We start from the raw sequence: 15574 nt of genomic DNA, 5'->3' as shown, positions 1-15574 counted from the left end.
CGACAGTCAGGAAGAACGGAAAGTCAGTCTATGAGGCACTGAAAAAGTTGGCCGAAGGGAAACCATTCACTGTTCAAGACCTCATGGCTGAATAGTTACTCTGTTTTTAGGTTATTCTTCTTCCCTGCAGGGGAGATCCTTCCAGCCGCTATCCTCTCCTGATTCTTCGTCCCTCTTTTCGTATGACTCGAAGAGCAGGGTTGTGATATTGATGACAGGGACTGCGGAGTGTTCACCGATATGGAACTCACAGAACGGGCATGAGGTGACGATGGCCGCTGCCCCGGTCTCTGCAATAGCCTCCCGGCGGTCACGGCCGAGGTCTGCTGCCACCTCAGCCATCCCTGACCGTACACCGCCGCCTGCCCCGCAGCAGCGTGCCGGCATCTCGCGGAAGTCGTCTGTCAGCATCCGGAGAATGGCCCGCGGCTCTTCTGTGACGCCCTGGCCCCGGCGGAGGTGACAGGGGTCGTGGTAGGTCATGGGAATGGAGGATGAGACCGGCGGTTCGATGCCATACTCGGTCATCAGTTCATTGATATCGATGACACGGTAGGGCGTGTCATAGTCGTTTTTCAGGGTGGAGCCGCACCCGGCACACATGGTGAGGACGGTTTCAATACCCCGTTTGGTAAAGCACCCGATATTAATCCGTTTGAGTTCGCGTATAAATTCAGTCTGGCCGGTCCGTATCAGGGGAGATCCACAACAGACCTGTTCGGGCGGAATGATCACACGGATGCCGTTTCTGCGCAGCACGGCGAGCATCTTCAGGGCAGTGTCCGGCAGGCGGCCGTTGTACATACAGCCGACAAAGAACCCGACCTCCCCTCTGACCTTGCCCACCGGCTCGATGACCTCAGGCACCTGCTCCAGCACGGTGGGCATGATGCGGTCCACACCCCGACCGGTGGCACGGACCATATCTGCGACCGTCTGGTGCTTCGGGAGGGTGAGGCCCTCGCGGTGTGCAATCTCCCGCAGTTTCTCGATGGCCTTCCCCGGAATCTCAATATGCTTCGGACAGACTTCCAGGCAGCGCTGGCAGGTGGTGCAGGTAAACAGACCCTCGTCGACGGTGAGTGACGCACGGTCCCGGTCGTCCCGTGGGTCAAGGGCAATACGCATCTCCTGGCGCATCGCGGTCGGGCCTGCAAAGGCGGTGACCGCAACCGCGGGACACTCGGATACGCAGGCGAGGCATTCGATACAGTCCCGGATGGGTCGTATCGCCTCGTTTGCCTCCACCGTCAGGTAGCCGGTGAAGATGCCGGGTGTGATGCCTGTGAGGTCCTGCAGATAGCTCTTCATCTCCACCTTGAGGTCACGCTCCACCGGGAGGTTCAGGGGGGCGACTGCCATCCCGTCACAGGCCTCGTGCATGCAGGCAAGCACCGGCTCGCCGTTTACCTGGACCGTACAGCTGCCGCATTGTCCTGACCCACAGCAGTAGCGGTAGGTAAGGGACGGGTCGCACTGTTCCCGGACGGCGTGGAGGGTGTCCAGTACCCGTGCCCCCTCGTTTATGTCAACGGTATAGGTCTCAGTATGCGGTGCCGGGTCTGTCTCCGGGTCAAAGCGCTCGATAGTAAAGGTAATCGTGTTCATGCTGCACCTCGTCTCTCTTCAATGGCAGTCCCGAACAGTGACTGCACCGTATGGCCGAAGGGCGAGTCTGCAGGTGTCCAGTCCTGTGTGATGTCCTGCCTGACATGGGCACCGCGTGACTCCTCCCTGAGGAGTGCGCCGTGGATGATGAGGCGTGCGACCGTGAGCATGTTGGTGACGGTGCAGCACTCATTGAGCATCCGGCGGTCTGCTGCCTTCGGCACCAGGTTCTGGAGGCGGCTGACGGTGGCTTCCACCTCCTTCAGCCCTGCTTTCGTCCGGAAGATGCCGGCATTGTCCCACATCGCATGCTTCAGTTCACGGGTGATCTCATGTGGGGGAGTGGTCCCGCGGCAGTATGCGTCACAGCGTGCGGCCTCCGTTGCGAGCACCTCGTCAATATCAACCTGAAGGGTGATGGCAGGTGCCTTTCCTGCGGCCTCTCCGGCGCGTTTTCCGAAGACCTGGGTGTCTGCAAGGGCGTTGCCGCCGAGGCGGTTGGCCCCGTGGATGCCGCCCGCGACCTCACCGCAGGCATAGAGTCCGGGGAGGGTGGTCGCCGCATCCGGGTTTATCTTCAGCCCGCCCATGAGGTGGTGTGCGGTGGGGGCGACCTCCATCGGCTGAATCCTGATGTCCACACCAAACTGGAGGAACTGCTCCAGCATGATGGGCAGCCGGCGTTCGATCTCTGCTGCCGGCAGGTGAGTCACGTCAAGGTAGACTCCACCGTGTTCACTGCCGCGGCCTTCGAGGATCTCGGTTGCAATGGACCGCGAGACCACATCACGGGTGGAGAGTTCCATTCTCTCCGTGTCATAGCGTTCCATAAACCGTTCCCCTAGGCTGTTCTTCAGCACCCCGCCTTCCCCGCGGACGGCCTCGGTGATGAGGCGGCCGCGTGAGTCGGGTGGATAGACAGCGCCTGTCGGGTGGAACTGCACCATCTCCATGTCGATGAGGGTGGCCCCTGCCCGGTATCCGAGGGCAAAGCCGTCTCCGGTTCCTGCGGCACAGTTGGTGGATATGTCATAGCACCGTGTGCCGCCGCCGGTGGCGAGGATGGTCGCATCTGCGGTGATTACACCCAGTGTACCGTCCCCGTCCAGTGTGACGGCGCCTGCCACACGCCGGCCGTCCATGAGGAGGTCGATGGCGCTCGTCTCCTGCATTTGCCGTATCCCGGTATTTCTTATCTGTTCAGTGAGGGTTGCGATCATCTCATGACCCGACCGGTCGCCTGCATAGCAGGTGCGGTTGAACCGCTGGCCGCCGAAGGGACGCTGCGCCGGTACACAGTCCTCCTCCACGTCAAAGACCGAGCCCCAGGCAGTGAGATCCCGGAAACGGTCCGGTGACTCGGTCACAAGAATATCTGCCAGTTCCGGGTCGTTGAGGTATGCCCCCCCGCGCATGGTATCTTCAAAATGCAGCCCCGTTGAATCTTCCTCCGCAAGGACTGCATTATATCCTCCTTCCGCCATGACGGTGCATCCGCCTTTTCCCGTCAGCGTCCGTGAAAGGAGCACTGTTTCGCCATACTGGCTGGCTTCAAGTGCCGCTCTGCAGCCGGCCCCGCCGCTGCCGATGACAAGCACATGGCAGTCAGTCACATGATCTCCAGGCATGATATTAACCATTATGCCGTATACTTACATAAAGAAATAGATAGGATAGTGGAGCCAGAATGAGGCTTTTAATGAAATTTGGCGGCACTTCGGTCGGTGATCAGGAATGCATCGGCCGTGTTGTCGGAATACTAAACCATTACCATACAGCGGGCAATGAGCTCTGTGTTGTGGTTTCAGCGATGGCTGGAGTAACCGATCAGCTCCACGCAATCGCGGCAGAGATTGAAGGTGCCCGTGATGAACCGCCCATTGATACGTTTATTGCATCGATGCGGACGCGTCACGGGAAGGTAGTGCAGGCAGTAGCACCAGGCGAATATGACGCCGTTATGAAGGTAATCGACGAGCGGCTTTGTGACCTGGAGAATATTCTTACAGCGGTCTATAACCTGCGGGAACTGACACTCCGGTCGCGTGATTATATCATGTCGTTTGGTGAACGTCTGTCTGCCCTCATCGTCTCTGCGGCACTGCGGGAAGCAGGCATTCCCTCACTGGCACTGAACGGTTGTGAGGCCGGTATCCGGACGACAGCACGCCACGGATGTGCCGAGGTGCTGCCGGAGAGCAGAATCCACATTCAGTCCCGTGTCATCCCGCTTCTTGGGGAGTCGGTGCCGGTTATCATGGGCTATATGGGCTGCACCGGTGACGGGATTGTGACGACCCTTGGGCGCAGCGGTTCAGACTATTCGGCTGCCATCGTAGGCACCGCAATCGATGCAGATGAGATCTGGATCTGGACTGATGTAGATGGTGTGATGACCGCTGACCCCCGGCTTATTGAGGACGCACGGGTGCTCTCGAATGTCTCATACCACGAGGCGATGGAACTCTCGTTTTTCGGGGCAAAGGTGCTGCATCCACGTTCCATTGAACCGGCAATGCAGAAGGGAATCCTTGTCCGGGTGAAGAACACCTTCAACCCGGCGGCAGCGGGCACCTGTGTGATGGACACGAGCACACCCGACCACCGGGTGGTGAAGGCTATTACCTACATCGACAAGGTCTCTTTAATAAACATCACCGGTGCCCAGATGGTCGGGCGGCCGGGGGTTGCCCGTGCCATCTTCTCCGCACTGGGTGAGTTTGAGGTGAATATCATGATGATCTCACAGGGGTCGTCTGAGGCAAATATCTCTCTCATTGTGGATGATGAACACCTGGCTGCCGCCCTCGCCGCACTCAATGAGGTGATGCAGAGGGGGTATGTCCAGGAAGTGGGGCATGACCGCAATGTGGTGGCGGTTGCCGTGGTCGGAGTCGGTATGGCCGGTTCACCCGGCATATCCGGCCGGATATTCACGGCCCTCGGGCGGGAGAGCATCAACCTCATGATGATCTCACAGGGATCATCTGAGGTGAATGTCTCATTTGTGGTGAAACAGGCAGACGGGCCGCGGGCCGTCCGTGTGCTGCATGATGAATTCGGGCTTGCAGAGGAGAGTTGAAGATGAAAGGACTCACCAGAAAACATACATACAGTGAAGCGGGCGTGGATATTGGGCTGGAGGCAACTGCAGTGAAGGCACTCGTCTCCACACTGACCTTCCGGCGGGAGGGTGACTGCGCACCGGCGGGCGGTAGCGGGCATTTTGCCGGTCTGATTGAGTTTGGTGACTATTATCTTGCCATGGCGGTGGACGGTGTCGGCACCAAGATGCTGGTTGCCGATGTGATGGAGGACTGGAGCACCATCGGTATTGACTGCATCGCGATGAATGTAAACGACCTCTATGTGATGAATATCGAGCCTGTTGCCTTTGTCGATTATGTGGCCACAGATAAACTCTCCATCAGTAAGATGGAGCAGGTGGGCATGGGCTTAAACGAGGGGGCCCGGCAGGCAAATATGACGGTCATCGGCGGCGAGACTGCAACCCTGAAGGGCATGGTGACCGGCCTTGACGTGGCAGGCACCTGTCTTGGAATCCAGAAGCAGGATGCGATCATCACGGGGGAGACGATCACCGCAGGCGATGTCATCGTGGGTGTGCCGTCCTCAGGCATTCATTCAAACGGTCTCACCCTTGCCCGTGAACTGGTGGATTCCTATGCACGCTATGATCAGGAGATGCCATGGGGGACCACACTTGGTGAGGAGCTTCTTACCCCGACACGCATTTATGCGGGCGTAATGTCTGTCACCGCTGCCTGTGATGTGCATGGCATGTGCCATATCACGGGAGGCGGCCTTCTCAATCTGAAGCGCCTGGGTGACTGGGGCTATGAGATCACAGATCCTCTCATACCGCAGCCGGTCTTCCCCTGGATGCAGTCAATGGGCGATGTGGAAGAGGCGGAGATGTACCGGACCTTCAACATGGGCATGGGGTATGTTTTTATCGTCCCGGAGGAGTCGGTGCCGGTGGTGCAGAAGGTCTTTACCGATGCCCGGCCCGTGGGCAGGGTCACGGATACGCCGGGTGTCTTCCTCCGCGGCGAACCGATAGAATAACATTTACCCTATATTTTTCACTATTTTTTGTGAAGAAATGTTACCCCCTGTGCCTGGGCCCGCCACTCCCGGATGATGACATAATACCGATTTCAGACCTGAGTAATGCCGTAATATTTATGCAGGCCGTCTGTGTGTGTGCCTCTTGTGTGGGCGGCCTGCAAAAAATGAGGTGGGACTTGCCGCCCATTGCTCCATCAGACCGGGCGGCATTAGGGTATTGCGGTATTCTGCGATTTGAATTGGGTGGTTCTGTATCTGTGTGGTATCGTTCAGTCACATGCAGGGCATGTTCATTGGTATCTGTACAGTACGGGTTATATCCTTTAACGTGCCCGGAATATGACGGGTGCATCCTCCACACAGGACGGTAAAGAAATATTTTCCATATGTTGCATTCGAGTCTCGGTCTGACTCATTATCGTTCGTGAAAGCCATCCTGCTACCGTTCTTTCATGGGTAAAGAACAAAATCAGCATGGCGGTTGGTTATTAACATCTGTTGTTCACATCTGCGGGTGTCCTGCTCTTCTCTAACCACCTCCTTTGTGGTAGGTGGTGCATACTGCCGTGCAGGTAATATATATCTTTCTGCAGGTCAATTCCAAAATTCAAAAAAAGATGCGATTCTGACGTTAAATCGTTCTTTAACGATTGATTATCGATATTTATTGTTTGTAGATTCTGGTATCCGGATGGCCGGGGAGAAGTCCGGTCCGATACCGTTCTTTCAGTGTTTTACGGCACCTGCATGGATTGGATGCAGTGTGTCGCCCGTATCCCGAAAAATCAGGTGTCTTATCTCAGTTACGGCCTTGAAATTGCATTTTCTGTGGGTATTGCAGGGGATGTCTCTGGCGTTTCTGGTATGAACTGCAGATGGCACCCTCCTGTGCTGTCGCCCTCTTCGGGTACCCGGGGCATGCATATGTTTGGAGGTGCAGGGTCTCTGTGGTCTGTTCAGGGCTGAACAGAAAAAAGAATGTGGGTCACTCCATCCTGTCTTCGTATGGGATGGGCGCACTCTTCTCTGTATTCGGATGGATGATAGCGCTGTTCCCGTCCTCGTCCTGGACAATCAGGACAAAGGGCACGTTGCCCGATCGCATATCTTCAATACGTGCTTTGAGTTCATGGGCGCGCTCCAGTTCTTCGCCTTCCGACCAGGTGATCACGCGGTCGATGACATCTCCTATGCGGACAAGCACTCCCTCCACATTGGTGATGAACCCTTCACAGATGGGTCCGGGTTCTATGAGAATGCCCAGTTCAGGTATTTCTATGGTGCCGGTCGTCGACCGGATTACACGGGCCTCCATGTCCTCCGGTGAGGAGATCGCCAGAGTATAACGGGCCGGCTCGTTCTCTCCCAGTATCATTACATCGACAGAGCGGAATCCACATGAGCCGCATATCACGGTTGTAATAAGAATGTCGGAAAAATATGGGATCTCTACGGTTTTATACAGGTATTCTATCTCTTCTGAACACTGGAGGCATGGGGCGCGGATGACCCGGTCCACCCTCAGAGCCCTCCGCCGATCTTTTCTCGGGAAATTTTCACGGACATTGGTGTCAGGATCACATATTTCTGGTCGCCAAGACCAACAATATCCCCGTTGATATCATGTGCAACGGCACGGAGATCTTTGAGAACCCGTTCATAGGTAATCTTGTCCATCTTCAGTCTGGATATATCGACAATGACGATATTTCCGTTATAGATCTCGTCTTTGACCCGCGGCGTATCTTTGAGGTCGTTTATTGCGGCAATCTTGACGTACATGGAGGCCGGTGACGCATCCCCTGAAGTGGATTCAAATGATGCAAGGTCAAGTTCCATATAATCTGACTCAGCAGCAGATGAGGAACCCTTGCCAAGGATGGAATCCAGAAATTTAGCCATGAAAATCGTTTTAGAGTGAATTTTATTTAATGGTATCTTTTTTCCGGAATATCGTCAGATATCGATGTTCCAGAGTTCATCCCCCACATAATGGAACGTACGGACCATCTTGCCGGTCTCTGCAGCGTTAATCTCCGCTGCATCGAATGCTGCAATGCCTACTGCAAGTGGTTTGCCATAGGTCTCCTCGGTGATGAGAACCGGATGATCTGCCCGGACATCATCACTCACGCGGACAATGCCGGGGCGCATCACATCGGCACCCTTTGCCATGAACCGCACGGCACCGGCATCAACAACGATGTTCCGCGCCGAAAACGGGTGGGCAATGGCACCTCTGAGGGTCGGAAAGACCATGTCCTGGTATTCCATCAGTAAGGGTTTTTTTTCGATGAGATACAGGGAGATGTCTCCGGTGATGTCTATCACCTCTACGGTTGATGAGCGGAAGAGGTCAGTGTCAGTCCCGATCTCCTCTTCCAGCCCCTGGAAGAGACGGGAGATATCGGATTTCCGTATGATGTGCCTTTTTCGTGAGTTTATCTTCGCCATTTTTACAATTCACCGTCCATGTGGGTCCTTTTTCGGTTTACCTGCCGGCCACCCGGGGATGGTCGTTATATTTATGTATGTTACTGGCGCAATTATACTAATCCTCATCGATTAGAGCAGGGAATCTTATGACCAGAAGACCATTGGAAATTTTAGATAAGGCCCTTAACCAGAAACCGGTTATCGTCAGTCTCAAGGGCGGTAGGGAGATCCGGGGTATTCTTCAGGGCTATGATGTTCATATGAACCTCGTCCTCGACAATGCAGAGGAAGATATTGACGGCGTGGCTGAGAAACGCGGCACTTTAATCGTCCGTGGAGACAATGTGATCTACATCTCCCCGTCCGTGGAATAACGTATCATTCAGGTAGGTGACAAAAAATGAGTAAAGGCACACCCTCAATGGGTAAACGGCAGAAAACAACGCATATTGTCTGCAGACGCTGTGGTAAGATTTCATTCCACAAGCGCCACGGAGTATGTGCGTCATGCGGGTTTGGTAAGTCCCCCCGTCTGCGTAAGTATAACTGGACATCGAATAACTAGATGACTCGATTTCACTGATTTTAGGAATTTATTATGTGTGGAATTGTTGGCATCGTCGACTCAGGCGATGTCTCATTCCCCCTGTATTATGCGCTTTACGCCCTGCAGCACAGGGGTCAGGAGAGCGCAGGTATTGCAACATTTGATGGCCTGACGCTGTATAAAGAGAAGAGCCATGGCCTTGTTGCGGAAGTGTTTGATAAGAAGACCCTTTGTGGTCTGAAAGGGGGAACAGGTGTCGGACATGTCCGTTACCCGACAACAGGGGAGAAGATCCCGGAGAACATCCAGCCTTTCACCTTCACCTTCCGGGGCCGGAAGGTGGCACTTGTCCACAACGGAAATCTTGTCAATACCATCAGTCTCAGGGAGGAATATGAAAAACGCGGGCAGATCTTCTGCACGACGGCAGATACCGAGGTGATCGGCAACATCCTCGCCGATGAATACCGGGTGTCAGAGGATGTCACAGAAGCTGTTGCCATGTGTATGCGCCGCCTCCAGGGCTCATACTCGGTAGTGATGATGCTTGACGATGAAGTCTGGGCATTCCGTGATCCGCTGGGTATCCGCCCGCTGTGTGTTGGAAGGACTGAGTCCGGGTATGTGGTGGCGTCAGAGTCTGTCGCCATTGATGCTCTGGGCGGTTCATTTATCCGTGATGTCCGTCCGGGTGAACTGGTCTGTCTGAAAAGAGATGGCATCGAGTCCCACCAGATTGCAGAGGCCTCTCACCGGGCACACTGTATCTTTGAGTATGTCTACTTCGCCCGGCCGGATTCGGTCATCGACGGGCGCCTCGTCTATGACGTACGGCGTCGTATCGGTCACTCGCTGTTTGAGGAAGCACCGGTGGAGGCCGATCTGGTATCTCCGGTTCCTGACTCCGGAATGGCGCATGCGGCAGGTTATGCGGAGGCGTCAGGTATCCGCTACCGGGAGGCTCTCATCAAGAACCGTTACATGGGCAGGACATTCATCATGCCCACGCAGGAAGCCCGTGAGGCCGCGGTCAGGATCAAACTGAATCCCGTCCGGGGCCATCTCAGGGACCGGTCCCTGATCCTCATTGATGACTCCATCGTCCGTGGGACCACCTCACGCCGTCTGGTGAACATTGTCCGTGATGCAGGGGCCAGGGAGGTGCATATGCGTATCGGATCGCCTGCCATCAAGGCTCCGTGTTACCTGGGTGTGGATATGCCCACTCGTGCCGAGCTGATTGCAAGCGACCTTGACAATGAAGAGGTCTGTGCGTCCATCAGGGCGACATCATTGCATCACATATCAATATCTGCGCTGATCCGTGCCATTGGTATTCCGAGAGAAGATCTCTGTGTCGGGTGCCTGACCGGGGAGTATCCGCTTGCAATCGGGTCAGAACGCTGCTGTCCGCGTGAGGTCACCTGCGTTGCAAAACATTACCAGGCGGGACTGGAGTCATTCTCCGGGGAATAACTCCCTCCCGCTGATTTTTTTCTGACTTTTTTAATTGTGTTCCTGGCGCCGCGTCAGTGTAGCGAATGAGGCTGATGTGTGTGCCTCAGAGTGCTAAAATAACTCCCGTTCAGAACGTTGGATATTAAAAACAGAAAATTTTCCAGTTGAAATGATAAAAAATGTTCAGAATAGCGAGGGATGGATTTGAACCATCGATCTACGGGTTATGAGCCCGTCGGGATTTCCTAACTACCCCACCTCGCTTCACAGTGTGTGTCATACTACTATGGTTCGTACCTTGATATATGTCGTGCATTGGTATCTCATAGAAATTTCTGTATGCCGGGTGCCTGAAAAATGAGTATACATCCACCATCGGGTCAAAACGCTGCAGTATACGTTGCAAAACACTACATGACAAGACCTGGGTTTTCCTCCGGGGGATAACTGTCACTGATTTTTTGTAATTGTATTCCTGAAGCTGTTTTGGTAGAGTGAATGATATGATGTGTGCACATCCCGGAGAGCTATAACTCCCGTTCTGAACGTTGGATACTAAAAACAGAAAATTTCAGTTGAAATGATAAAAAATGTTCAGAATAGCGAGGGATGGATTTGAACCATCGATCTACGGGTTATGAGCCCGTCGGGATTTCCTAACTACCCCACCTCGCTTCACAGTGTGTGTCATACTACTATGGTTCGTACCTTGATATATGTTTTCATTTAAATGCGCCAGTTATCTGCGTTTCAGGGTGTTAAATATCCATTTCCAGCAGTGTTAAGTGGATATGGCCCATTTTTTCCTCTCATGGTCGATGATATTTCGTATGAGGATGAACTCGCAGACCTGCGCGAGAAACGTCTCAGGGATCTGAATGGGGGGGTGAATGTTCCTGCCAGACCACCGGGGACTGTTATAGAGGTGACGGACATGAATATCGGTGATCTCATTCACGCCCACCACTACCTTGTTGTAGACTGCTGGACTGAGTGGTGTGGCCCGTGCATGACGATAGCACCGGTGATTGATGAACTGGCAGCAGAGTTTGCAGGAACGGTCACTATAGGGAAATGTGATGCTGACATGAACCTGGAGACGATGCAGGCCTTCCAGATCTCAGCCATCCCGACTCTGCTCTTCTTTGCAAACGGATCTCTTGCGGGGCGACTCACCGGTGCCCACTCCGGTGGAGCGATACGCACGTCCCTGTTGCGGGTATTTGGACTCTGAATGATATATTGTCTGTCGAAACATGATCGGTGATGAGGTCCGGGCGGCAGGGAGTTCCTGTCTCGCTGGTCTTGCTGCAGGGCGTATAAAGCAGGGCAGTATATTGATATGTGGAGTTATGGGCAGGGGTGAGAGATTTGTCGATTATTTATATATCTATCTGTGGGCCCACCCAATATGTTCTGATCTTTTGGGGTTTTTTCTGCGCGATTGCACGCCTGTGCTCCCTTTCCGGGAGTGTCCGGGGGGTGGGATTCTGATGCAATCCTGCTGGATCTGGAAAATGTCGGGTATTTTTGATTTTTTTGAGTTATTTCCATAAGGATACTGTCATTTTTCACAAATATCCTCCTGATATTAAATTAAATGCATATACGTCGTTATTTATTTTTTTTTGAATTCCGGGTTCATATTCGGTGATGCATCCTCAATAAGATTTATATACGTGTCACTGTGATTATCATTTTGTAGAGATATCATGGAGTTCATGAGAATTAGCGGGTTCGAGTACCTGAAACCAATGCGGGAGTATGATCTGGAAGAGCGTGATGAGCTCGTCTGTTCCTCTGTCTCTGATGTATACTGTCTGAATTATGAGTCGTCATGGCATGTAAGCGACCACGATGAGATTCGTGTCATGGTTTCAGAACGCGATGAAGCAGACTGAGACATATCTGCATCATCCCTGACCGGGATTGATTCAACATATGGATGCCGGGGGATACGAGGGATCGTCCCCGGGTTCAGGCCATATTCTTTTTTGTCCTGTTGGTGTGGATATCCGGGTGATAAACCGTATTTGAGTTTATGTGGCCGGGGGCTGCCTTCATTCCTGTCAAAGAGGGACCTCTTGCGGTCTTGGCTGAGATACTTTCGTTTGCTGATTTAGTCGTTGTGGCGTGCTGCGGGATTATAGTCAAAAACCAGACTTCTAAGAATATCTGGCATTCTCCATATGATGCCAAACGTTTATTTTTGAAATTAAACGATATTAAACGCTTAATTGCATTTACTATTAGTTCAAAAAGAAACGTTCGCCACTATAATTCTCAGAGAAGTGCAGATCTGTTATCATCCTCTCTCCTCCCCGTCCCTCATTTTGTTGGATTCTGATGGCAGGTTCACAGGTCCTGTGGTCAGGAGACATTTTTTAATTATTATTTACGCTCTTCTTCCTCTGATGCCGTGTCCCATCCGACGATTCCAACCAGGCGGGAGACAAAGACGGCGAGGAAGATGACTCCGGTTATTGCCTCAACCATTGCAAGAGACTGTGTGACTCTCATCGTCGGGATGATATCTCCGTAGCCGGTGGTGGTGAGTGTGATAAAACTGAAGTAGAGGAGGTCTCCGAAGGTCAGGGAATTTCCCGACATCGTGATGTCAGGTGTATATGAGAATGCTGCCGGTGACATCTCTGCAGCGGCGGCATACATACTGGCCCAGAGCAGACCTATCAGCAGGTAGACACAGACTGCTCCGTATATGGTATCCCGGTTTACGTGCCTGGTGGTGAGAATCCTGTGTACGATAATCGCAATAATAACGCTGAAGAAGAGTGCTGATGTGAGGGCAGACCCGACAATTACTTCCGGGATCATCCCGAAGACGGCACGTGCCCAGAGCATGCACATCGCAGGCAGCAGGAGAATAAGGGCGATCCTGAAGTGTTGATTCCGATCAATGACTGCATAGAGTGCCAGAAAAAGAATGATGTTCATCAGTACGGGAAAGATGTAGCCGTTCCGGTCAAACTCTTCTACAAACGGATAGAAGAAGATGAGCGCAATGAGGGCGGTCAAAAGGAAGAGAAAGCGGTTTGCTGCGCTGCCATACCACCGGGCAGTGATTCCTGTCTGTCGTATCATGTAATACTACTCCGAAATCTCTGTCCCGGCAGGGCAGCACTGCGCCTAAATATCGTCTTCATCCGGGAATTCTTCGGTGAACGGGATGTCAATGACAACAGAACCGTCTGCCAGCACATCGCCGGTTCCGATGAATGTATCTCCCTCTGATATCTTAACTCTGTGACCCACCTTTTCTTCTCCTCACGCCTGCGGGGCTGTCTACTCCTGCATTGTCAGTCGAATCTAAAAAATGTTTCAGGCCTTCAGGCTCCTGCCGATTTTACAGGCACGCCCAAGGAATTCTCCGACCTGCCAGTATGAATTGTCCGGCATGGAGAGCAGGAGCGGGTTTATTTCTGTGACGTCCGGTTTTCCGCCGGTAAAACAGTTTTCATCGCCATATGCTCCTTTTATTTCACCGATAAAAAGGTAGTTTGTCGGGAGATCAATCGTCTCTGTAAGCTGGCATTCAAGCGTGATCGGGCAGTTTTGGATCATGGGTGCATTCTTCAGGTCACCGTAGAATATGTCAAATAACCGGGATTTATCCTTATATTTTCCGGATACCAGACCACAATAGTCTGTCTTTTCAATGAGATCAGTTCCGGGGAAGTTTACTGAGAAGGCCTTGTGCATGATGATGCCGTCTGCCGATGCGTTTGACTTGTTAATCCCGATGGCGATCATAGGAGGACTCACATTTGCCCGTGTCACCCACCCGACGGTCAGAAAGTTAGGGCGGTTGTTCAGGCGGGTTCCGACAATGATGACCGGCATTGGGCAGATGAATACATTTTTTCCGATCGCTTTTTTCTCTGTCTCAGACAGTCTCCCCCCATTGGTTTTTGGTGTTGTTTTTTGTGCTGTCATCTCATGCCTCCTGATGATCTCCGCGCACGCCGGCCTTCCAGACCCCCCGGCGGACCTGCCAGACGTGGATAAGCCCTGAATCGTGTTGCTGTTATTTATAGATATGTCAGGCTACACAGTTTCGGGTTGGGATTATCAATTTAATCCCGTATGGTCGTTTAAATGAAAAAAGAAATTGATTGTTGCAGTCATTGTATGGATATTGAAAAAACAGCGAATTTCGCCAGTGAATCTCAAAATAATATAATTTGCGGAGATATCGTACAGGGTTGCAATCCCTGCCCGGATTCCGTCTCGGCCGTCCCTTTTCGTTACAGGGTGTGGTGTTCTGTTTTTGTATGAACTGGACGGTTCATAGCAATGCGCTTTGCTATGGGGCCGGCCTCTTTAGTGGGCGGTGCTTTTGCCGGCGCTCTCAGTAGTGGTGATCTCCTTCCATGATACCCGTCTCCATACACCATCTTCGATCCGCATCACATCAAAGGCGGGGGGGATCCCTCCGTCATCCTCAAAGACCTTTGGGCCGCAGACACCCAGGTGCCGTATCTTCCCGAATGCATCACGGATCTCATCTGCCGAGTAACCGCCATACCTGATGGCCTCCGTGACAATCATCACTGTGTCGTAGGAATACGGTGCCATCCAGTTGACCGTGCTGTCTTTGGCCCGTATCTGGTATTCGCGGATGAATACCGGGTCGCGGACCTCGCTTGCCTGCATCGTGGCGATGAACCCTTCTGTATACGGGCCAACATGGGAATAGAGTTCAGTGGTGACGATGCCGTCTGACCCGACCCAGGCGACATCAAGCCCCTGTGCCTCTGCTTCTTTCAGGATATAATCCGCCTCAGCAATATGGGAGATGAGGGCGACACCGTCCGTTCCGGAGGCATGGATGGCTGCCACTTCACTGGCGAAGGTGCGCTGCCCTTCCTCGAAGGATATCGCCTGTTGCACGGTAAATCCCCCGTCCTCTCCCGCATTCACAAATGACTCCATCAGGCCGGTGCCATAGGTATTGTCAATATAGAGGACTGTTACATTGTCTGCGTCGGGGTGGAAGATCCGGAAGATCCGGGCCATGCCCCGCCCCTGATAGGTATCTGATGAGATGGTCCGGAAGACATACGATCCATACCCGGTCAGTTCCGGTGTGGTTGCCGCCTGGGAGATGAGGACAATCCGTTCCTCTTCAGCAATCTCTGCGCATGCAAGGGCGCCAGCGCTCGTGATATCACCGATGACCACAGGAATCCCTTCCTCTGCGCATTCCTTCATGAGTTTTGCAGCCCGGTCCGGATAGCCCCATGTGTTCTTATAGACTGCCTTCACCTCTTTGCCGCCGATGCCGCCTTTGGCATTGATCTCATCGACTGCCATGTCCACACCTGTCTTTACATCCATACCATATTCCGCAAGACCGCCAGTAAGGGGGAGCATGATGCCGATTTTGATCGTCTCATTGTCTCCGTAATCCGG

Annotated in this window: 17 protein-coding genes and 2 tRNA genes; 7 read left to right on the top strand and 12 right to left on the bottom strand. The window is 53.1% G+C overall.

Annotated elements, in window-relative coordinates; translation table 11 throughout:
* Nucleotides 1–111 precede the first annotated feature (111 nt).
* Complete coding sequence (gene tfrB, locus MKMG_RS07905) at nucleotides 112–1608, bottom strand: fumarate reductase (CoM/CoB) subunit TfrB (protein WP_165077117.1); 1497 nt, start codon at nucleotides 1606–1608, stop codon at nucleotides 112–114.
* Entirely contained in the window at nucleotides 1605–3236 is a 1632-nt protein-coding gene (gene tfrA, locus MKMG_RS07900; RefSeq protein ID WP_165077115.1) for a fumarate reductase (CoM/CoB) subunit TfrA, read from the bottom strand. Before tfrA ends, tfrB begins: the two co-directional genes overlap by 4 nt.
* 71 nt (nucleotides 3237–3307) lie before the next feature.
* On the opposite strand from tfrA, the gene MKMG_RS07895 reads away from it, so the two are divergent.
* Both MKMG_RS07895 and purM read left to right on the top strand, forming a co-directional pair.
* Nucleotides 3308–4690, top strand: coding sequence for an aspartate kinase (locus MKMG_RS07895; RefSeq protein WP_165077119.1), 1383 nt, complete (start codon nucleotides 3308–3310; stop codon nucleotides 4688–4690).
* A 2-nt stretch (nucleotides 4691–4692) separates the two neighbouring features.
* Entirely contained in the window at nucleotides 4693–5697 is a 1005-nt protein-coding gene (purM, locus tag MKMG_RS07890) for a phosphoribosylformylglycinamidine cyclo-ligase (protein WP_165077113.1), read from the top strand.
* 988 nt (nucleotides 5698–6685) lie between these two features.
* Here purM and MKMG_RS07885 read toward each other — a convergent pair.
* Genes MKMG_RS07885 through MKMG_RS07875 form a run of 3 tightly spaced genes read right to left on the bottom strand, consistent with a single transcriptional unit; the run spans nucleotide 6686 to nucleotide 8154 of the window.
* A complete protein-coding gene (locus MKMG_RS07885) occupies nucleotides 6686–7219 on the bottom strand; it encodes a ZPR1 zinc finger domain-containing protein (protein ID WP_165077111.1) in 534 nt (177 codons plus the stop codon).
* 2 nt (nucleotides 7220–7221) lie between these two features.
* On the bottom strand, nucleotides 7222–7602 hold the full coding sequence (gene sepF / locus MKMG_RS07880; protein ID WP_165077109.1) for a cell division protein SepF: 381 nt from the start codon (nucleotides 7600–7602) through the stop codon (nucleotides 7222–7224).
* 54 nt (nucleotides 7603–7656) lie between these two features.
* Nucleotides 7657–8154, bottom strand: a complete 498-nt coding sequence (locus MKMG_RS07875) for a DUF1947 domain-containing protein (RefSeq protein WP_165077107.1) — start codon at nucleotides 8152–8154, stop codon at nucleotides 7657–7659.
* Nucleotides 8155–8282: 128 nt separating this feature from the next.
* Here MKMG_RS07875 and MKMG_RS07870 point away from each other — a divergent pair, with 128 nt between their 5' ends.
* The 3 genes from MKMG_RS07870 to purF are packed head-to-tail and all read left to right on the top strand — an operon-like array spanning nucleotide 8283 to nucleotide 10159.
* A complete protein-coding gene (locus tag MKMG_RS07870) occupies nucleotides 8283–8510 on the top strand; it encodes an LSM domain-containing protein (RefSeq protein ID WP_165077105.1) in 228 nt (75 codons plus the stop codon).
* A gap of 26 nt (nucleotides 8511–8536) precedes the next feature.
* Nucleotides 8537–8701 carry a 50S ribosomal protein L37e gene (locus MKMG_RS07865; RefSeq protein ID WP_165077103.1) on the top strand — a complete coding sequence of 55 codons (165 nt, stop codon included), beginning with the start codon at nucleotides 8537–8539 and terminating at the stop codon, nucleotides 8699–8701.
* Between the two features lie 33 nt (nucleotides 8702–8734).
* The gene (purF, locus tag MKMG_RS07860) at nucleotides 8735–10159 is read left to right on the top strand and encodes an amidophosphoribosyltransferase (protein ID WP_165077102.1); all 1425 of its coding nucleotides are present in this window, start codon (nucleotides 8735–8737) and stop codon (nucleotides 10157–10159) included.
* 171 nt (nucleotides 10160–10330) lie between these two features.
* Here the strand turns inward: purF and MKMG_RS07855 are convergent.
* Both MKMG_RS07855 and MKMG_RS07850 read right to left on the bottom strand, forming a co-directional pair.
* Nucleotides 10331–10405 (bottom strand) — tRNA-Met (locus MKMG_RS07855).
* 336 nt (nucleotides 10406–10741) lie between these two features.
* Nucleotides 10742–10816 (bottom strand) — tRNA-Met (locus MKMG_RS07850).
* 136 nt (nucleotides 10817–10952) lie between these two features.
* On the opposite strand from MKMG_RS07850, the gene MKMG_RS07845 reads away from it, so the two are divergent.
* The gene (locus tag MKMG_RS07845) at nucleotides 10953–11375 is read left to right on the top strand and encodes a co-chaperone YbbN (RefSeq protein ID WP_165077100.1); all 423 of its coding nucleotides are present in this window, start codon (nucleotides 10953–10955) and stop codon (nucleotides 11373–11375) included.
* 487 nt (nucleotides 11376–11862) lie between these two features.
* Nucleotides 11863–12042 (top strand): hypothetical protein, encoded by a 180-nt coding sequence (locus MKMG_RS07840; RefSeq protein WP_165077099.1) that lies wholly within the window; start codon nucleotides 11863–11865, stop codon nucleotides 12040–12042.
* Between the two features lie 76 nt (nucleotides 12043–12118).
* Here the strand turns inward: MKMG_RS07840 and MKMG_RS07835 are convergent, their stop codons facing one another.
* From MKMG_RS07835 to MKMG_RS07820, 5 genes are all read right to left on the bottom strand, one after another.
* Nucleotides 12119–12340, bottom strand: a complete 222-nt coding sequence (locus MKMG_RS07835; RefSeq protein ID WP_165077098.1) for a hypothetical protein — start codon at nucleotides 12338–12340, stop codon at nucleotides 12119–12121.
* A gap of 192 nt (nucleotides 12341–12532) precedes the next feature.
* Entirely contained in the window at nucleotides 12533–13243 is a 711-nt protein-coding gene (locus MKMG_RS07830) for a potassium channel family protein (RefSeq protein WP_165077096.1), read from the bottom strand.
* 45 nt (nucleotides 13244–13288) lie between these two features.
* Nucleotides 13289–13414, bottom strand: coding sequence for a hypothetical protein (locus MKMG_RS11680; protein ID WP_256366074.1), 126 nt, complete (start codon nucleotides 13412–13414; stop codon nucleotides 13289–13291).
* A 66-nt stretch (nucleotides 13415–13480) separates the two neighbouring features.
* Entirely contained in the window at nucleotides 13481–14095 is a 615-nt protein-coding gene (locus tag MKMG_RS07825; RefSeq protein ID WP_165077094.1) for a flavin reductase family protein, read from the bottom strand.
* A gap of 387 nt (nucleotides 14096–14482) precedes the next feature.
* On the bottom strand, nucleotides 14483–15574 hold a 1092-nt coding region (locus MKMG_RS07820; RefSeq protein WP_165077093.1), incomplete at its 5' end, for an ABC transporter substrate-binding protein.

This window comes from Methanogenium sp. MK-MG (assembly GCF_009914725.1).
Taxonomy (GTDB): Archaea; Halobacteriota; Methanomicrobia; order Methanomicrobiales; family Methanomicrobiaceae; genus Methanogenium.
This window is presented reverse-complemented; position numbering and strand designations above follow the sequence as displayed.